Source organism: Streptomyces sp. NPDC051662, assembly GCF_040681655.1.
Classification (GTDB): Bacteria; Actinomycetota; Actinomycetes; order Streptomycetales; family Streptomycetaceae; genus Streptomyces.
Genome location: NZ_JBFAZD010000002.1, coordinates 316161 through 332496, shown reverse-complemented (window position 1 = coordinate 332496; position 16336 = coordinate 316161). Strand labels below are relative to the sequence as shown.

13 protein-coding genes are annotated in these 16336 nt (G+C 71.4%); 9 read left to right on the top strand and 4 right to left on the bottom strand.

What is annotated here, in order from left to right; genetic code table 11:
- Positions 1–418: 418 nt before the first annotated feature.
- A complete protein-coding gene (locus tag AB0M67_RS04165; protein WP_365742383.1) occupies positions 419–820 on the top strand; it encodes a DUF3040 domain-containing protein in 402 nt (133 codons plus the stop codon).
- Between the two features lie 205 nt (positions 821–1025).
- On the opposite strand, the gene AB0M67_RS04160 is transcribed toward AB0M67_RS04165, so the two are convergent.
- The 4 genes from AB0M67_RS04160 to AB0M67_RS04145 all read right to left on the bottom strand — a co-directional run bounded on the left by AB0M67_RS04160 (position 1026) and on the right by AB0M67_RS04145 (position 6621).
- Positions 1026–3449: a DUF3488 and transglutaminase-like domain-containing protein gene (locus AB0M67_RS04160; RefSeq protein WP_365742381.1), complete on the bottom strand. Its 2424-nt coding sequence runs from the start codon at positions 3447–3449 to the stop codon at positions 1026–1028.
- Positions 3446–4804, bottom strand: coding sequence for a DUF58 domain-containing protein (locus AB0M67_RS04155; protein ID WP_365742379.1), 1359 nt, complete (start codon positions 4802–4804; stop codon positions 3446–3448). The genes AB0M67_RS04160 and AB0M67_RS04155 overlap by 4 nt, the downstream gene beginning before the upstream one ends.
- Complete coding sequence (locus tag AB0M67_RS04150; RefSeq protein WP_365742377.1) at positions 4804–5847, bottom strand: MoxR family ATPase; 1044 nt, start codon at positions 5845–5847, stop codon at positions 4804–4806. The genes AB0M67_RS04155 and AB0M67_RS04150 overlap by 1 nt, the downstream gene beginning before the upstream one ends.
- Positions 5848–6057: 210 nt before the next feature.
- Positions 6058–6621, bottom strand: a complete 564-nt coding sequence (locus tag AB0M67_RS04145) for a carbonic anhydrase (RefSeq protein WP_365742375.1) — start codon at positions 6619–6621, stop codon at positions 6058–6060.
- 401 nt (positions 6622–7022) lie between these two features.
- On the opposite strand from AB0M67_RS04145, the gene AB0M67_RS04140 reads away from it, so the two are divergent.
- From AB0M67_RS04140 to murD, 8 genes are all read left to right on the top strand, one after another.
- The gene (locus tag AB0M67_RS04140) at positions 7023–7148 is read left to right on the top strand and encodes a hypothetical protein (RefSeq protein ID WP_365742373.1); all 126 of its coding nucleotides are present in this window, start codon (positions 7023–7025) and stop codon (positions 7146–7148) included.
- Positions 7145–8101, top strand: coding sequence for a 16S rRNA (cytosine(1402)-N(4))-methyltransferase RsmH (gene rsmH / locus AB0M67_RS04135; RefSeq protein WP_365742371.1), 957 nt, complete (start codon positions 7145–7147; stop codon positions 8099–8101). The genes AB0M67_RS04140 and rsmH overlap by 4 nt, the downstream gene beginning before the upstream one ends.
- A complete protein-coding gene (locus tag AB0M67_RS04130) occupies positions 8098–8682 on the top strand; it encodes a hypothetical protein (protein WP_365742369.1) in 585 nt (194 codons plus the stop codon). The genes rsmH and AB0M67_RS04130 overlap by 4 nt, the downstream gene beginning before the upstream one ends.
- A 4-nt stretch (positions 8683–8686) precedes the next feature.
- On the top strand, positions 8687–10660 hold the full coding sequence (locus tag AB0M67_RS04125; RefSeq protein WP_365742367.1) for a penicillin-binding protein 2: 1974 nt from the start codon (positions 8687–8689) through the stop codon (positions 10658–10660).
- A gap of 164 nt (positions 10661–10824) precedes the next feature.
- A complete protein-coding gene (locus AB0M67_RS04120) occupies positions 10825–12420 on the top strand; it encodes a UDP-N-acetylmuramoyl-L-alanyl-D-glutamate--2,6-diaminopimelate ligase (RefSeq protein WP_365742858.1) in 1596 nt (531 codons plus the stop codon).
- Positions 12421–12424: 4 nt separating this feature from the next.
- The gene (gene murF, locus AB0M67_RS04115) at positions 12425–13855 is read left to right on the top strand and encodes a UDP-N-acetylmuramoyl-tripeptide--D-alanyl-D-alanine ligase (protein ID WP_365742365.1); all 1431 of its coding nucleotides are present in this window, start codon (positions 12425–12427) and stop codon (positions 13853–13855) included.
- On the top strand, positions 13852–14922 hold the full coding sequence (gene mraY, locus AB0M67_RS04110; RefSeq protein ID WP_030353508.1) for a phospho-N-acetylmuramoyl-pentapeptide-transferase: 1071 nt from the start codon (positions 13852–13854) through the stop codon (positions 14920–14922). The genes murF and mraY overlap by 4 nt, the downstream gene beginning before the upstream one ends.
- On the top strand, positions 14904–16328 hold the full coding sequence (gene murD / locus AB0M67_RS04105; protein WP_365742362.1) for a UDP-N-acetylmuramoyl-L-alanine--D-glutamate ligase: 1425 nt from the start codon (positions 14904–14906) through the stop codon (positions 16326–16328). Before mraY ends, murD begins: the two co-directional genes overlap by 19 nt.
- Positions 16329–16336: the final 8 nt, after the last annotated feature.

The window sequence follows — 16336 nt, the reverse complement described above, 5'->3', positions numbered from 1 at the left end:
TCACGGAGTCTTCCCCGAGTCTTCTCCGGGCCGTTCCGGGGTCTTCTCCATCCCTTCCCCGAGCCGTTCCGGGGTCTTCTCCGAGCCTTCTCCCGGCCGTCCCGGAGCCGTCCTGGGCCGTCCGGAGCCCCTTCGGAGCACCTCCGGGACGCTGATCGCCTTGCTGATCAGCAACGCAGCGGTACATGGAGTACGCCACAGGCCCCCCAGTGGGGCCCGGAGCGCCGTATGATCGGGGTACGACATCCGGCATGACGGATCGACGGTTGGGGAATCAACGCCTCAGCGGCCGAGTCGACATGGCGGCCCGGAATGGCGAATTGGCGTTGAGGGCGGGTTTCACGGGGGCGATTCCCTGCCTATCCTTGAAGGAGCCGCATACCGGTCGCCCCCCGCGACCGACGACTAGGAGGACTCCGTGCCGCTCTCGGAGCACGAGCAGCGAATGCTCGAGCAAATGGAGCGAGCGCTGTACGCCGAAGATCCCAAGTTCGCGACAGCGCTTGAGGGAAGCGGGCTGCGTACGTACACCCGGCGACGGGTCTACCAGGCGGTCGCAGGCTTCCTGGTGGGTATCGCGCTCCTCATGGCCGGAATGGTCGCCCAGCAGATCTGGATCAGCGTGGTGGGGTTCCTCGTCATGCTGGGATGTGCGGTCCTGGCGGTCACCGGCTGGCGCAAAGCGCCCAAACCAGGTCAGCAGCAGGCGGCGGGCAGCGCATCCGGCGGCCCCGCGCCCGCACAATCGAGACAGCGCCGCTCAATGATGAACCGCATCGAGCAGCGGTGGCAACGCCGCCGCGACGAACAGGGCCAGTGAGACGATCAGGGTCGTTGAACGGTACGACTGAGGGGCGAACGCAGAGGCGTTCGCCCCTCAGCCGTTTCCCGGGCCGGGCCCACGCCCCTCAGCCCTTTCCCGTACGCGTTTCCCGTACGCGCGGCCCGTACGGCTCCCGAAGCGGCCCGCACGGCCCCACGGCGTCCTCTTCGGCGCCGTGGGGCCGTGTGGGCGGCGCTACGGCTCAGCCCCGCTGACGCGAGGGGCGCCAGCGCGTGGTGACCGCTCTGGTGGCCGCCGAGAGCCGCTGAGGGCTCCAGCGGGCCGTCAGGGACGTCCAGCGCTCCGACGCGGCCCAGACCACCCGTACGGACGAGCGCGGCGCGAGGAGTGCGCGCAGCCGGGTCCAGCGGCCGACCGAGGCTCCCAGCCCCTCCCGGACCCGCCGGGCATCGTCGGCGAGGCCCGTACCCGGCCGTGGCTCGGGCGCGTACAGCACCTGCTCCACGGAACCGGCCACGCGGTGCACCGCCTCGGCCGCCGCTCCCTCCAGCCGGCCCAGTCGCACGATGCGCTCCGCCGCCTTCCGCGGCGTCCGTGATTCGTCGGGCGGGACCCCGTGGTCCCAGGCCGTATCGGTGATCTCCCGCCAGGCCATCAGCGTCCGCGCCGTCGCGTCCGCCGGGGAGCGCCCGCCGGAGCCGAGCCGCCGGGCCCGGATTCTGGTCCGCCAGAGCAGCGGCAGCAGTGGCAGCGCCACCACAGCCAGCCCGCCCAGGACGATCCACGCCACGGTCTTCAGGGGGAACCCCGAGTCCGTCGGCGGCAGGGCGGCGCCGGGAGTGACCGGTCCGCACTCGCCCGGCTGGGCCGCCTGCGCCTGGCAGCTGTCCGAGGCGGACGGCTCCGCGGACGGGGCGGCCGAGGCGCTTGTGTCCGGACGGGCCACGTCACTCGGCCCGTCCGACGGCACGTCCTCGCGGGTGTAGTCGGGCGCGCTGCCCCGGCTCGGCGTCGGCTCGAACCGGGTCCACCCGACGCCCTCGAAATAGAGCTCGGGCCAGGCGTGCGCGTCACGCAGCCCCACGGACATGCTGCCGTCCGGCTGCTGGGTGCCCGGTGTGAAGCCCACCGCGACCCTCGCGGGGATGCCCAGCGTGCGGGCCATCGCCGCCATCGCGAAGGAGAAGTGGACGCAGAAGCCTTCCTTGTTCCTGAGGAACCGCGTGATCGCCGTGACGCCGGTGCCCGAGTCCACCTCGGTGTTGTACGTGAAGCCGCCGTCCAGCGCGAACCAGTCCTGGAGCCTGACGGCCCTCTCGTAGTCGTTGGCCGCGCCCTCGGTGACATCGAGCGCCGTCGCCTTCACCACGTCCGGCAGGATCGCCGGGACCTCGGTGTACTCACGGCGCAGGGACGACGGCGCAGGCGGCGCCGCGGCGAGCTGCTCCCGGGTCGGGTTCACCAGCAGGCTGGCGACCTCGTACCGCGCGCCGCGCGTCGACTGCCCGCGGTCGCCCACCAGCGTCCTGCCCGCGGGCTCGAAGCGCCAGCGCCCCTCGATGTCCACCTGGGTCGCCGGGTAGGGCATCGGCAGATAGTTCTGCCGGTACCAGCCGGCGGCGGAGATATTGGTCCTGATCTCGGTCGTGCTGACCCCGGGGCCCAGCCCGGGGGAGCCGGGCAGCCGGTCGGGCACGTCCTCGACCTTGCGCTGCGAGAACCGCCAGGACGTGCCGTCGAACTTGTCCAGCGCCATGATCCGCAGATACATGTTCTGGGTGTCAGGCGCGTTCGTCCGGTAACGCAGCGCCTCGCGGTCCTCCGGCTGGTTCAGATTGTCCTGGAGCGAGACCAGCGGGTTGACCGCGGAGATCGTGCCTCCGCCGCCCACCCCCGAGCCGTTCCCGGCGCCGGTACCGGCCAGCAGGCCGCCGTCCAGCGCGGGCAGGGCCGCCGGGACCACCAGCGCGACACCCAGCGCCACCACACCGATCCGGCGTCCGGTACGGACCGGGGCGCGCCCGCCCGAGGCGTCGGAGCCGGACGAGAACCGGCCCGGCGCACGCGGCGCCCCACCGAACACTCGGCCCCACTGCGACAGCCGGTCCCGGCCCTCCGCCAGGAGCAGCAGGAGGTAGCCGCCGGCCGCGAGCAGGAACCACAGCCAGCCCCCGGCGCCGCCGGAGAGCCCCGCCGCGACCGAGTAGAGCGCCAGCAGCGGCAGACCCGCCGGGGCCGCGCCGCGGAAGGTCACCGCGATCGCGTCCACCGCGAGTCCGATGATCAGCACACCGCCGATCAGCATCAGTCTGATGCCGTCGGTCGCGGGCGCCGGTATCGCGTACCGCCCGACGTCGTCGCCGCCTTCGGTGAGCAGCCGGCCGAACTGCGCGAACACCTCGGGGGTCGGCACGATGCCGAGCAGCGCCTGGTCCGGGGCGAAGACCACCGTGAGCATCAGCAGGGCGGCGAGGCCCTGGAGCGCCACCGTCAGGGGCCGGGCCAGCGGCACCCGCCGGGTCAGCGCGCCGAGCCCGCCGACGACCGCCAGCATGATCCCGGCGTGCAGCAGCCAGACGGCCGACTGGACCAGCGGCAGCAGTGCGCCCGCCGCCATCAGCGTGGCGGCGAAAGCGCACAGCGCCAGCCTTCCGCTACCGCTCATGACCATCCTCCGGAGAAGCCTGTCGTGCCGCCCGTGACGGCCGACTCCGATCGCTGCCGCGCGGCCTGCTGCCACAGCTCGGGCAGCGCGGCCCCCGAGGGCACGGCGAGCGCCGTCCACCCGGCCTCGCGCAGCTGCCGCAGCCGGTCCTCGACGGGTCCGGCGGGTCCGGCGCCCTGCGTCCAGCCGGTGCTGTTCAGTACGAAGGCGATGGCCACGGCGCTGCGCTGCCGCATTCGGGCCGCCACCGCCGTCTGTGCCTCGTCCAGATCGCCGAAGAACGCGACCAGCAGTCCTTCGGTGCCGCCGCGCAGGACCGCGTACGCGGGGGAGAGGTCCGCGCTGTCGGAGTGCTCGACCACCGCGAGGGTGTCCATCATGAGTCCGGCGGAGTCGGCGGACTCCTGGGTCGCCCCCGCGAAGCCGTCGGCGCCCTCGCCGGGCATCGAGCTGCCGGTGTCCGTCAACAGCCGTACCGCGAAGCCGCGTTCGAGCAGATGCACCAGGGCGGAGGCCGCGCCCGAGACCGCCCATTCGAAGGCGGAGTCGGGGCCGGCGCCCTGGTAGGCGGTTCGCCGGGTGTCCAGCAGCACCGTGCATCTGGCCCGCTGCGGCTGCTCCTCACGGCGCACCATCAGTTCGCCGTAGCGGGCCGTGGAGCGCCAGTGCACCCGGCGCAGATCGTCGCCGTGCCGGTAGCCGCGGGGGATCACATCGTCCTCGCCGGCCAGCGACAGCGAGCGCTGCCGCCCCTCGCCGTATCCCGACGCCTCGCCCCCGAGCCGTACCGGTGGCAGCGGTTCGGTGCGCGGGACGACCGTCAGGGTGTCGTACGCGCTGAACGAGCGGGTCAGCTCGCACATCCCGAAGGGGTCGCTCAGCCGCAGCTGGAGCGGTCCGAGCGGATACCGCCCGCGCAGATCGGAGCGCACCCGGTACGACACCTCGCGGCGACCGCCCGGCTCGACCCGGTCGAGCACGAACCGGGGGCGCGGGCCGAGCACGTACGGCACATGGTCCTGGAGCATCAGCAGCCCGGTGGGCATCCGCGTGACGTTGTCCATCCGCAGCTGCACCCGCGCCTCGGAGCCCGCGGGGACCCGGGAGGGCGACAGCCGCCGGCTGCCCGCGACCCGGTAGCGCGTGCGGTAGAGGACCGCCACGCAGAGCAGCGGCAGCACGGCGAGCAGAAGCCCCACGCGCAGCAGATCCGACTGGCCCAGGACATAGGCGCAGACGGCCGCCGCGATCCCGGCCGCGAGGAACGACCGGCCGCGCGTGGTCAGTCCGGACAGCGCGGCCCGCGGCCCGCCCTTCTCCTCGCCGCTCTCGGCCACCGGCCCCCCGGGTGCCATCACAGGCGCCGTACGCCGGGCTGCTGGCCGTAGAGCGGTCCGGCGCCCGGCGCCTGGCGCCCGGGGCCCTGGCCACCGCCCGCCGTCGGCACCGGGACGCGCTGCAGGATCTCCAGCACGACCTGCTCGGCGGTACGGCGGTTCAGCTGCGCCTGGGCCGTGGGCAGCAGCCGGTGCGCGAGCACCGCCGTCGCCAGGGACTGCACATCGTCCGGCAGCGCGTAGTCCCGTCCGCTCAGCGCCGCCGCGGCCTTCGCGGCGCGCAGCAGATGGAGCGTCGCCCGGGGCGAGGCGCCGAGTCTGAGGTCGGGGTGGTTACGGGTCGCCCCGACCAGCTCGACCGCGTACCGCCGCACGGCCTCGGCGACATGGACCGTACGCACCGCGTCGATCAGCTTCACGATGTCGTGCGCGTGCGCCACCGGCTGGAGGTCGTCCAGCGGGGATATCCCGCCGTGCACGTCCAGCATCTGCAACTCGGCCTCCGCGCTCGGATAGCCGATCGAGACCCGGGCCATGAAGCGGTCGCGCTGTGCCTCGGGCAGGGGATACGTCCCCTCCATCTCCACCGGGTTCTGGGTGGCCACCACCATGAAGGGGTCGGGCAGTTCATAGGTCTGCCCGTCGATGGTGACCTGGCGCTCCTCCATGGACTCCAGCAGCGCCGACTGGGTCTTGGGCGAGGCGCGGTTGATCTCGTCGCCGATCACGATCTGGGCGAAGATCGCGCCCGGTTTGAACTCGAAGTCCCGCCGCTGCTGGTCGAAGATCGACACTCCGGTGATATCCGAAGGCAGCAGGTCGGGGGTGAACTGAATACGCCGCACCGAACAGTCGATGGAGCGCGCGAGCGCTTTGGCCAGCATGGTCTTGCCCACGCCGGGGACATCCTCGATCAGAAGATGCCCCTCGGCGAGCAGCACGGTCAGCGAAAGCCGTACGACCTCCGGCTTGCCCTCGATCACACCCTCCACCGACGCGCGCACCCGCTCCGCTGTGGTGGTCAGATCTGTGAGGCTCGCTCGATCGTCATAGGTCGTCACCCGGCCCTCCTCGGCCCTTTCCTCGGGCCGATGCTCATCAGACGGCCCGGCCCACCCCGAAACACGGACACCGTTTCCGGATGGCTCCGGAACGGTGTCCCACACGCATTGTTGTTGCCGTTACCGCTTCGTGTCATCCGCCTGTGGATAAGTGGGTGCGATATGTCGGGTTTGCTGGTTATCTCACGATGACTTGTCCGACGGTGGCGCTCAGGCGTCGGTGTCGATCTCCCGCAGCAGGCCCGTCTTCACGTCGAAGACGAAGCCGCGGACGTCGTCGGTGTGCGGCAGGAAGGGTGAGGTCCTGATTCGCCGCATCGACTGCCGTACGTCCTGATCGACATCACGGAAGGCCTCGACGGCCCAGGCGGGCCGCTGCCCTACTTCCATCTCCAGCTCGTGCCGGAACTCCTCGGTCAGGCTTTCCAGGCCGCAGCCGGTGTGATGGATCAGTACGACGCTGCGCGTGCCCAGCGCCCGCTGGCTGATGGTCAGGGAGCGGATGACGTCGTCGGTGACGACGCCGCCCGCGTTGCGGATGGTGTGGCAGTCGCCCAGGGAGAGCCCGAGCGCGTCGTGCAGGTCGAGCCTGGCGTCCATGCAGGCGACCACGGCGACCCGCAGTACGGGGCGGGCGTCCATGCCGGGGTCGTCGAACCCGGCGGCGTAGAGGAGGTTGGCGTCGATGAGCCGGTCGGTGACCGTCCCGCCGGTGCGGGCCGCGCCGGCGGGAGCCGGGACGGGCTCTGCGGGGAGGTGTGCGGAAGTCGACATACCTATGACGGTAGTCGTCGCCGCGCCGTGAAGCCTGCTGTGGGAGGGGACAAAGAACGTCAACGTGGCCCGGTGTGAGCTAACCCACATGGGTGAGTCCGGCGGGGCCAGGAGGGTGAATTGTGCTGTTTATGGTCTTGTGGTGAGTGACCCTCGCGACGCGCTGACCGGTTGATTGACCGGAAGGGCGAGTGGACTAAAGTGACGCGAAGTTCACGGACACATCCCGAACACATTCCGAACCCACCACAATATTCCCGCATGTCGCGGCGTACGTGCGGCTCGGCCTCCTCCCGCTCGGCGGTCGGCCGACGCCTCTTCCGGCGCCGGCGGACCACCTCCCCTTCTGAGCGGGCGGGGACCCGGCGGTACGTACGGCCGCGCCGGATCTGAGAGGGCGCATGAGCGAGCGCAGCGAGCGAATCATGGAGAGCCGCGCGCCCGCGGAACGCCGTACGGACGCCCCCCGCACCCCACAGGCCGACGGCCTGCGTGAGGGGCGCGCCCGCCGCGAGGGGTCCGTGTGAATCAGGTCCGGCATGTTCCCGTGATGCTCCAGCGGTGCCTCGACCTGCTGGCCCCCGCCCTCGCCGAGCCCGGCGCGGTCGTCGTCGACTGCACCCTCGGTCTCGGCGGACACAGCGAGGCACTGCTCTCCACCTTCCCCGCCGCACGGCTGGTCGCGCTCGACCGCGACCAGGAGGCACTGCGGCTCTCCGGCGAACGCCTCGCCCCGTTCGGCCACCGCGCCACCCTCGTCCACGCGGTCTACGACGAACTGCCCGACGTGCTCGCCCGGCTGGGGATCCCCCGCGTCCAGGGCGTGCTCTTCGACCTCGGCGTCTCCTCGATGCAACTGGACGAGGCGGAGCGCGGTTTCGCCTACGCCCAGGACTCCCCCCTCGACATGCGCATGGACCAGTCGTCAGGCGTCAGCGCCGCCGAGGTCCTCAACACCTACCCGCCGGGCGAGCTGGTCCGGATCCTGCGCGCCTACGGCGAGGAGAAGCAGGCCAAGCGGATCGTCTCCGCGGTGGTCAGGGAGCGCGAGAAGGAGCCCTTCTCGCACAGCGCCCGGCTGGTCGAGCTGATCCGCGACGCCCTCCCGCAGGCCGCCAAGCGCACCGGCGGCAACCCCGCCAAGCGCACCTTCCAGGCCCTGCGTATCGAGGTCAACGGCGAACTGTCCGTCCTGGAGCGGGCCATCCCGGCCGCCGTGACATCCCTCGCCGTCGGCGGCCGGATCGCCGTCCTCTCGTACCACTCGCTGGAGGACCGCCTCGTCAAGCAGGTCTTCGCGGCCGGGGCCACCAACACCGCGCCGCCCGGCCTGCCCGTCGTACCCGAGCGCTATCAGCCCCGGCTGAGGCTCCTCACCCGAGGCGCCGAACTCCCCTCCGAGGAAGAGATCGCGGAGAACCGCCGCGCGGCTCCGGCGCGGCTGCGGGGGGCGCAGCGGATCCGGGAGGACGCTCTGTGAGCGGACCGGCCAAGCAGTTGAGGGGGCGGGCCGCGCGGCTCGCCCAGCTGATGCCCTCCGGATCCAGTTCGGCGGCGCGCACCCCCTTCGTCCTGCTGGTCGTGCTGCTCCTCGGCGGGGGTCTGATCACCCTGCTGCTGCTGAACTCCTCCCTCAACGAGGGCTCGTTCCAGCTGAGCGAACTCAAGAAGCGGACGACCGACCTCACCGACGAGGAGCAGGCCCTGCAACGGGACGTGGACGACCGCTCCGCGCCGAACGCCCTGGAGCGGCGGGCCCGTGAGCTGGGCATGGTGCCCGGCGGCAGCCCCGCCTTCCTCAATCCGGACGGTACGGTCCGCGGCGTACCAGGCGCCGGGGCGTCGCCCTCCGGCCAGCCGTCCGCCCAGTCGCAGGGACGGCCCTCCCCCATGGAGGAGGCCCCGCCCTCGGCGGTTACGCCGCTGTCCCCCGCGTCCTCCGCCACGGCGTCCCCGTACCCGTCTCCGTTCCCCTCCCTCACCAGCACCGCGCGCGAGACCCCCGAGCGGGTCCCCGCACCGGCATCCGGCACGCCGGCCCCGACGACCCCCGGCAGGTGACCCAGTGCCCTCCCAGGAACCCCCGCGCCGCCGGGTGCCCAAGCCCGCGCGCTCCGGGAACGACGGACGGTCCCGCCCCGCGTCCCGGCCCGCCGTGCGCCGCCCGCCGCCCGGGTCCCGTTCCTCGCGGCAGATCAGACTGACCAGCCCCCGCCCACGGCTGCGGCTGGTCAGCCTCGGACTGACCCTCGTCATGCTGGCGTTCGTCGTCCGGCTCCTCCAGGTGCAGGCGATCGACGCCAGCGCGTACGCCGCCAAGGCGGAGAAGAGCCGCTATCTCAGCCACACGATCGCGGCCGAGCGCGGGAAGATCACCGACCGCTCCGGGATCGCCCTCGCCACCAGCGTCGACGCGTACGACATCACCGCCGACCCGTCGATGTTCACCGCCGACTTCACCAAGGTCCCGGACGCCCCGGAACAGGCCGCCGCGCTGCTCGCCCCGATCCTGGGGGCGCAGAGCGCCGACATCGTGAAGAAGCTCAGGAACCCCGACTCCCCCCGCTACACCGTGCTGGCGCGGCGCCAGACCCCGCAGGTCTGGAACCAGATCAAGGACCTCAAGCGCGTACTCGCCGAGAAGGCGAGCAAGGCGAGCAGGGCCGCCAAGGGGAAGGCCACCGTCGTCAGTGTGCTGTCGGGCGTGCTCCAGGAGGCCAGCAGCAAGCGCGTGTACCCCAACGGCGATCTCGCCGCCGGGATACTGGGGTACGTCAACGCCGCGGGCCGCGGCGCGGGCGGTGTCGAATCCATGCTGGACAAGCAGCTGGCCGGCGAGGACGGAAAGGTCACCTACGCCCAGTCGGGAGGCCGCCGCGTCCCCACCGCCAGCTCCCATGAGACCCCCGCCGTGCCCGGCTCCGACATCGAGCTGACCATCGACCGGGACATCCAGTGGGCCGCCCAGCAGGCCATCACCGACCAGGTGAAGGAGTCCAAGGCGGACCGCGGCTATGTGGTGGTCCAGAACACCCGGACGGGCGAAGTGCTCGCCATGGCCAACGCCCCCGGCTTCGACCCCAACGACGTCTCCGCGGCCAACGCCGCCGCCATGGGCAACGCGGCCCTCCAGGACGTCTACGAACCCGGCTCCACCAGCAAGGTCATGTCGATGGCCGCCGTACTGGAGGAGAAGGCCGCCACCCCCGCCACCCATGTGGTCGTCCCGAACCGGCTGCACCGCGGGGACCGGCTCTTCAAGGACGACATCGACCACCCCACCTGGAACCTCACCCTCAACGGCGTCCTCGCCAAGTCCAGCAATATCGGCACCATCCTGGCCACCGGCCAGCTCGGCAGGACACAACCGGAGGCCAACAAGGTCCTCCACTCCTATCTGAGCAAGTTCGGGATCGGCCGGCCCACCGGTCTCGGCTATCCCGGCGAGACCCAGGGCATCCTGGCCGAGCCGCAGGACTGGTCCACCTCGCAGCAGTACACGATCCCCTTCGGCCAGGGCCTCTCCCTCAACGCGATGCAGGCCGCCTCGGTCTACTCGACCATCGCCAACGACGGCGTACGGATCGAACCCACCCTGATCCGTGGCACGCAGGGCCCCGACGGCCGCTTCACCGCCGCCCCCGCGCCCAAGAAGACCCGCGTGGTGAGCGAGCGGACCGCCAAGACGGTCGCCACCATGCTGGAGTCGGTCGTCGGCAACGAGGAGGGGACCGGCACCAAGGCCGCCATCCCCGGCTACCGCGTCGCGGGCAAGACGGGTACGGCCAACCGGGTCGACCCGAAGCTCGGCGTCTACAAGGGCTACACCGCCTCCTTCGCCGGCTTCGCGCCCGCCGACGACCCGCAGATCACCGTCTACTGCGCCATTCAGAACCCCACCAAGGGCAGCTACTTCGGCGGACAGATCTGCGGCCCCATCTACAAGAAGGTCATGGAGTTCGCTCTCAAGACCCTGCAGGTCGAACCGACCGGCAGTAAACCCGCCCGGCTGCCGGTCACCTTCAAACCCGGCGAGTGACCCCAGGGAAAGCCCCAGTGACAACCATCACCCCCGATTCCGGGAACCACCCGGAACCCCCCGCGCACCAGTCCCCCTCACGTGGCTCACGGCCCGCGGAGCCCGGTACGCTCACCGCCGTGCCACAAGCTGATCAGTACCGAACCACCCCGAAGGACGCCCCTGTGAACCATCCGGGGACGCCCCGTCCGGACCGGGTACGCCCGACCTCCCTCGCGGAGCTGGCGGCCCGGCTGGGCGCCGAGGCACCGGACCCGGGGGAGGTGAGGGGCCCCGGGGAAGCGACCGGCATCACCCACGACTCACGGGCCGTACGCCCAGGGGACGTGTACGCCGCCCTCCCCGGCGCCCGCTTCCACGGCGCCGACTTCGCCGCCCAGGCCGCCGACCTCGGGGCCGCCGCGATCCTGACGGACCCGGCGGGCGCCGAGCGCGCCGCGGCCACCGGCCTGCCGGTCCTGATCGTCCAGGACCCGCGCGGCCGTATGGGTCAGCTCGCCGCCGAGATCTACGGGCACCCCGGCCGGGAGCTGCTCCAGATCGGGATCACCGGCACCTCGGGCAAGACCACCACGGCGTATCTCATCGAGGGCGGACTGCGCGGCGCCGGCCACCGTACCGGCCTGATCGGCACCGTCGAGACGCGCATAGGCGACGAGCGCATCAAGTCGGAGCGCACCACCCCCGAGGCCACCGACCTCCAGGCGCTCTTCGCCGTCATGCGCGAGCGCGGCGTCGAATCCGTCGCGATGGAGGTCTCCAGCCACGCTCTGGTGCTCGGCCGGGTCGACGGCTGTGTGTTCGATGTCGCCGTCTTCAACAACCTCAGCCCGGAGCACATGGAGTTCCACTCCGGCATGGAGGACTACTTCCAGGCGAAGGCGCGGCTCTTCACCCCGGAGCGCAGCAAGACCGGCGTCGTGAACTTCGACGACGAGTACGGCCGCCGGCTCGTCGCGGAGGCGACCGTCCCGGTCACCACCTTCTCCGCGGAGGGCCACCCGGACGCCGACTGGCGCGCCGAGGACGTCGAGGTCGGCTCGCACGGCTCCACCTTCACCGCGATCGGCCCCAAGGGCGAGCGGGTACGGGCCGAGGCTCCGCTGCCGGGACCGTTCAATGTCGCCAACACCCTGGCCGCGATCGTCACCCTCGCCGTCGCCGGGATCGACCCGCACACCGCCGCCGACGGGATCGCCGCCGTGCCCGGGGTGCCGGGCCGGCTGGAGCGGGTGGAGGCGGGCCAGCCGTATCTCGCCGTCGTCGACTACGCCCACAAGACGGACGCCGTCGAATCGGTCCTGCGCTCCCTGCGCAAGGTCACCAAGGGCAAGGTGCATATCGTCCTCGGCTGCGGCGGCGACCGCGACAAGAACAAGCGCGGCCCGATGGGCGCGGCGGCGGCCCGGCTCGCCGACACCGCCGTACTGACCTCCGACAACCCGCGTGGCGAGGACCCGCTCGCGATCCTCGCCGCCATGCTCGCGGGCGCCGCGGAGGTGCCGGTCCACGAGCGCGGGGATGTCCTGGTCGACGCCGACCGGGCCTCCGCCATCGCCGCCGCGGTGGCCCTGGCCCAGGACGACGACACCGTACTGGTCGCCGGCAAGGGCCATGAGCAGGGCCAGGACATCGCCGGGGTGGTACGCGCCTTCGACGACCGTCAGGTCCTGCGCGAGGCCATCGAGCGCTCCCTCCGCCATCGGCCGGGCCGTGAGCCCGGCCATGAGCACCGTCACGAGAACAACAGTCAGGGATGACCCAGTGATCGCCCTCTCTCTCGCCGAGATCGCCGCCATCGTCGGCGGGCAGCCGCACGACATACCGGATCCGGCCGTCCGTGTCACCGGATCCGTCGTCTACGACTCCCGCGCGGTGGAGACCGGCAGCCTGTTCGCCGCCTTCGCCGGAGAGCGCGTCGACGGCCACGACTACGCGCGGGGTGCCGTCGAGGCGGGCGCGGTGGCCGTACTGGCCACCCGCCCCGTCGGTGTGCCCGCGATCGTCGTGGACGACGTCGTACGCGCCCTCGGCGCCCTCGCCCGTACCGTCGTGGAGCGCCTCGGCGCCACCACCGTCGCGCTGACCGGCTCGGCCGGCAAGACCAGCACCAAGGACCTCATCGCCCAGCTGCTCCAGCGCAGCGGGCCCACGATCTGGCCGGAGGGCAATCTCAACAATGAGATCGGCCTGCCGGTGACCGCCCTGCGGGCCGTCGAGGACACCCGCTACCTCGTGCTCGAAATGGGCGCGCGCTACATCGGCGACATCCGCTACCTCACCGGACTCGTCCCGCCCCGGATCGGCCTCGTGCTGAACGTCGGCACCGCCCACATCGGCGAGTTCGGCGGCCGGGAGCAGATCGCCCAGGCCAAGGGGGAGATGGTCGAGTCCCTGCCGTCCGCGGCCGATGGCGGGGTGGCGGTGCTCAACGCCGACGACCCGCTCGTCCGCGCGATGGTCACCCGCACCAAGGCCCGTACCGTTCTGTTCGGAGAGTCAGACGAAGCAGACGTACGGGCAGAGAACGTCCGCCTCACCGAGACCGGACAGCCCGCTTTCCGGCTTCGAACACCCTCCGGGTGCAGCGACGTGACGCTGCGGCTGTACGGTGAGCACCACGTGTCGAACGCGCTCGCCGCGGCCGCCGTCGCCCATGAGTTGGGCATGTCCGTCGACGAGATCGCCGTGGCGCTCTCCGAGGCGGGAACCCTCTCCCGCTGGCGTATGGAGGTCACCGAGCGCTCGGACGGCGTGACGATCGTCAACGACGCCTACAACGCGAACCCCGAATCCATGAGAGCGGCGCTCCGCGCGCTGGTCGCCATGGGTGGTGCCTCACGGGCCACGGGGGGCCGCACGTGGGCGGTGCTCGGCTTGATGGCCGAGCTGGGTGACGAATCGCTCGCCGAGCACGACGCGGTCGGACGGCTCGCCGTCCGGCTCAACGTCAGCAAGCTCGTGGCAGTCGGGGGCAGGGAAGCGTCCTGGCTGCAATTGGGCGCTTACAACGAGGGTTCGTGGGGTGAGGAGTCGGTGCACGTGTCCGACGCGCAGGCGGCGGTCGACCTGTTGCGCAGTGAACTGCGTCCGGGAGACGTCGTGCTGGTGAAGGCTTCGAGGTCGGTCGGTCTCGAGCGAGTCGCCCTGGCACTGCTTGAGAACGCCACCGAGGGCGAGGTCGCCGGCCGATGAGGCAGATCCTCTTCGCGGGAGCCATCGGGCTCTTCCTGACCCTGATCGGCACCCCGCTGCTGATCAAGCTCCTGGCCCGCAAGGGATACGGGCAGTTCATCCGGGACGACGGCCCGCGCACGCACGGCAGCAAGAAGGGCACGCCCACCATGGGCGGCATCGCCTTCATCCTGGCCACGCTCATCGCGTACGCCCTGGCGAAGGTGATCACCGGTGAGGACCCGACCTTCTCGGGTGTGCTGGTGCTGTTCCTGATGGCCGGGATGGGGCTCGTCGGGTTCCTCGACGACTACATCAAGATCGTGAAGCAGCGGTCGCTCGGCCTGCGGGCCAAGGCGAAGATGGCCGGCCAGCTGATCGTCGGTATCGCCTTCGCGGTGCTGTCGCTCCAGTTCGCCGACTACCGCGGCAACACCCCCGCCTCCACCAAGCTGTCGTTCGTCACGGACTTCGGCTGGTCGATCGGCCCGGTGCTGTTCGTGGTCTGGGCGCTGTTCATGATTCTCGCGATGTCCAACGGTGTGAACCTGACGGACGGTCTCGACGGTCTCGCCACCGGCGCCTCGGTGATGGTCTTCGGCGCGTACACCTTCATCGGTCTGTGGCAGTTCCAGGAGTCCTGTGCCAACGCGACGACCCTGACCAACCCCAACGCCTGTTTCGAGGTACGGGATCCGCTGGACCTCGCGGTCGTCGCCTCGGCGCTGATGGGCTCCTGCTTCGGCTTCCTGTGGTGGAACACCTCACCGGCCAAGATCTTCATGGGGGACACCGGTTCGCTCGCGCTCGGCGGCGCGCTCGCGGGGCTGGCGATCTGCTCCCGTACGGAGTTCCTGATGGCCATCCTCGGCGGCCTCTTCGTGATGATCACCATGTCCGTGGTCATCCAGGTCGGTTCGTTCAAGATGACCGGCAAGCGCGTCTTCCGGATGGCGCCACTCCAGCACCACTTCGAACTCAAGGGGTGGTCCGAAGTCCTTGTGGTGGTCCGGTTCTGGATCATTCAGGGCATGTGCGTCATTGTGGGTCTGGGGCTCTTCTACGCAGGGTGGGCGGCCGAGAAGTGAACTGGCAGGGCAAGCGGGTCACCGTCGCGGGTCTCGGGGTCTCCGGGATCCCGGCGGCCCGGGTGCTGCACGGACTGGGCGCGGAGGTCACCGTCGTCAACGACGGCGATGACGAGCGGGCCCGCGCCCAGGCCGCCGAGTTGGAGAAGCTGGGCGTCACCGTCCGCCTCGGCGACGGGGCGACGCTGCCCGAGGCCACCGAACTCGTCGTCACGGCCCCCGGCTGGAAGCCGGACAAGCCGCTCTTCCTGGCCGCCGAGGCGGCCGGGGTGGAGATCTGGGGCGATGTCGAGCTGGCCTGGCGGCTGCGCGAGCCCGGCGCGGCCCCCTGGCTCGCCGTCACCGGCACCAACGGCAAGACGACGACGGTCAGGATGCTCGCCTCGATCCTGGCCGCCGCGGGGCTGCGTACGGCCGCCGTCGGCAATATCGGCGTCTCGCTGCTGGACGCGGTCACCGGCGAGGAGACCTACGACGTACTCGCCGTGGAGCTGTCCAGCTACCAGCTGCACTGGGCGCCGAGTCCGCGCGCCCACTCAGGCGCCGTGCTCAACCTCGCGCCCGACCATCTGGACTGGCACGGCTCCATGGCGGCGTACGCCGCCGACAAGGGCCGGATCTACGAGGGCAACAGCGTCGCCTGTGTCTACAACGTGGCCGACCCGGCCACCGAGGACCTGGTGCGCGCGGCCGACGTTGAGGAGGGCTGCCGCGCGATCGGCTTCACCCTCGGCACCCCCGGACCGTCCCAACTCGGCGTCGTGGACGGCATCCTGGTCGACCGCGCCTTCGTCGAGAACCGCCGGGAGCAGGCCCAGGAGCTCGCCCACGTCTCCGACGTCAACCCGCCCGTCCCGCACAACATCGCCAACGCGCTCGCCGCCGCCGCGCTGGCGCGCGCGTACGGTGTCGAGCCGGCCGCCGTACGTGACGGACTGCGCGCCTTCCGCCCCGACCCGCACCGGATCGAGCGCGTCGCGGAGGTCGCGGGCGTCACGTACATCGACGACTCCAAGGCCACCAACACCCATGCCGCCGAGGCATCGCTCGCCGCGTACGACCCGATCGTCTGGATCGCGGGCGGTCTCGCCAAGGGCGCGACCTTCGACGAACTCGTCGGGGCGTCCGCGAAGCGGCTGCGCGGTGTGGTCCTGATCGGCAAGGACCGGGCGCTCATCCGGGAAGCCCTCGCGCGACACGCCCCCGAAGTCCCGGTCGTGGACCTCGACCGGACCGACACTGGGGCGATGTCGGCCGCGGTCCGCGAAGCGGCACGGCTCGCGCAGCCGGGGGACACGGTTCTGATGGCCCCGGCCTGCGCCTCGATGGACATGTTCGTCAACTACAACAAGCGGGGCGAGGCGTTCGCGGACGCGGTACACGCCCTCGCCGCCGAGCACGCCTGACCCGGTGT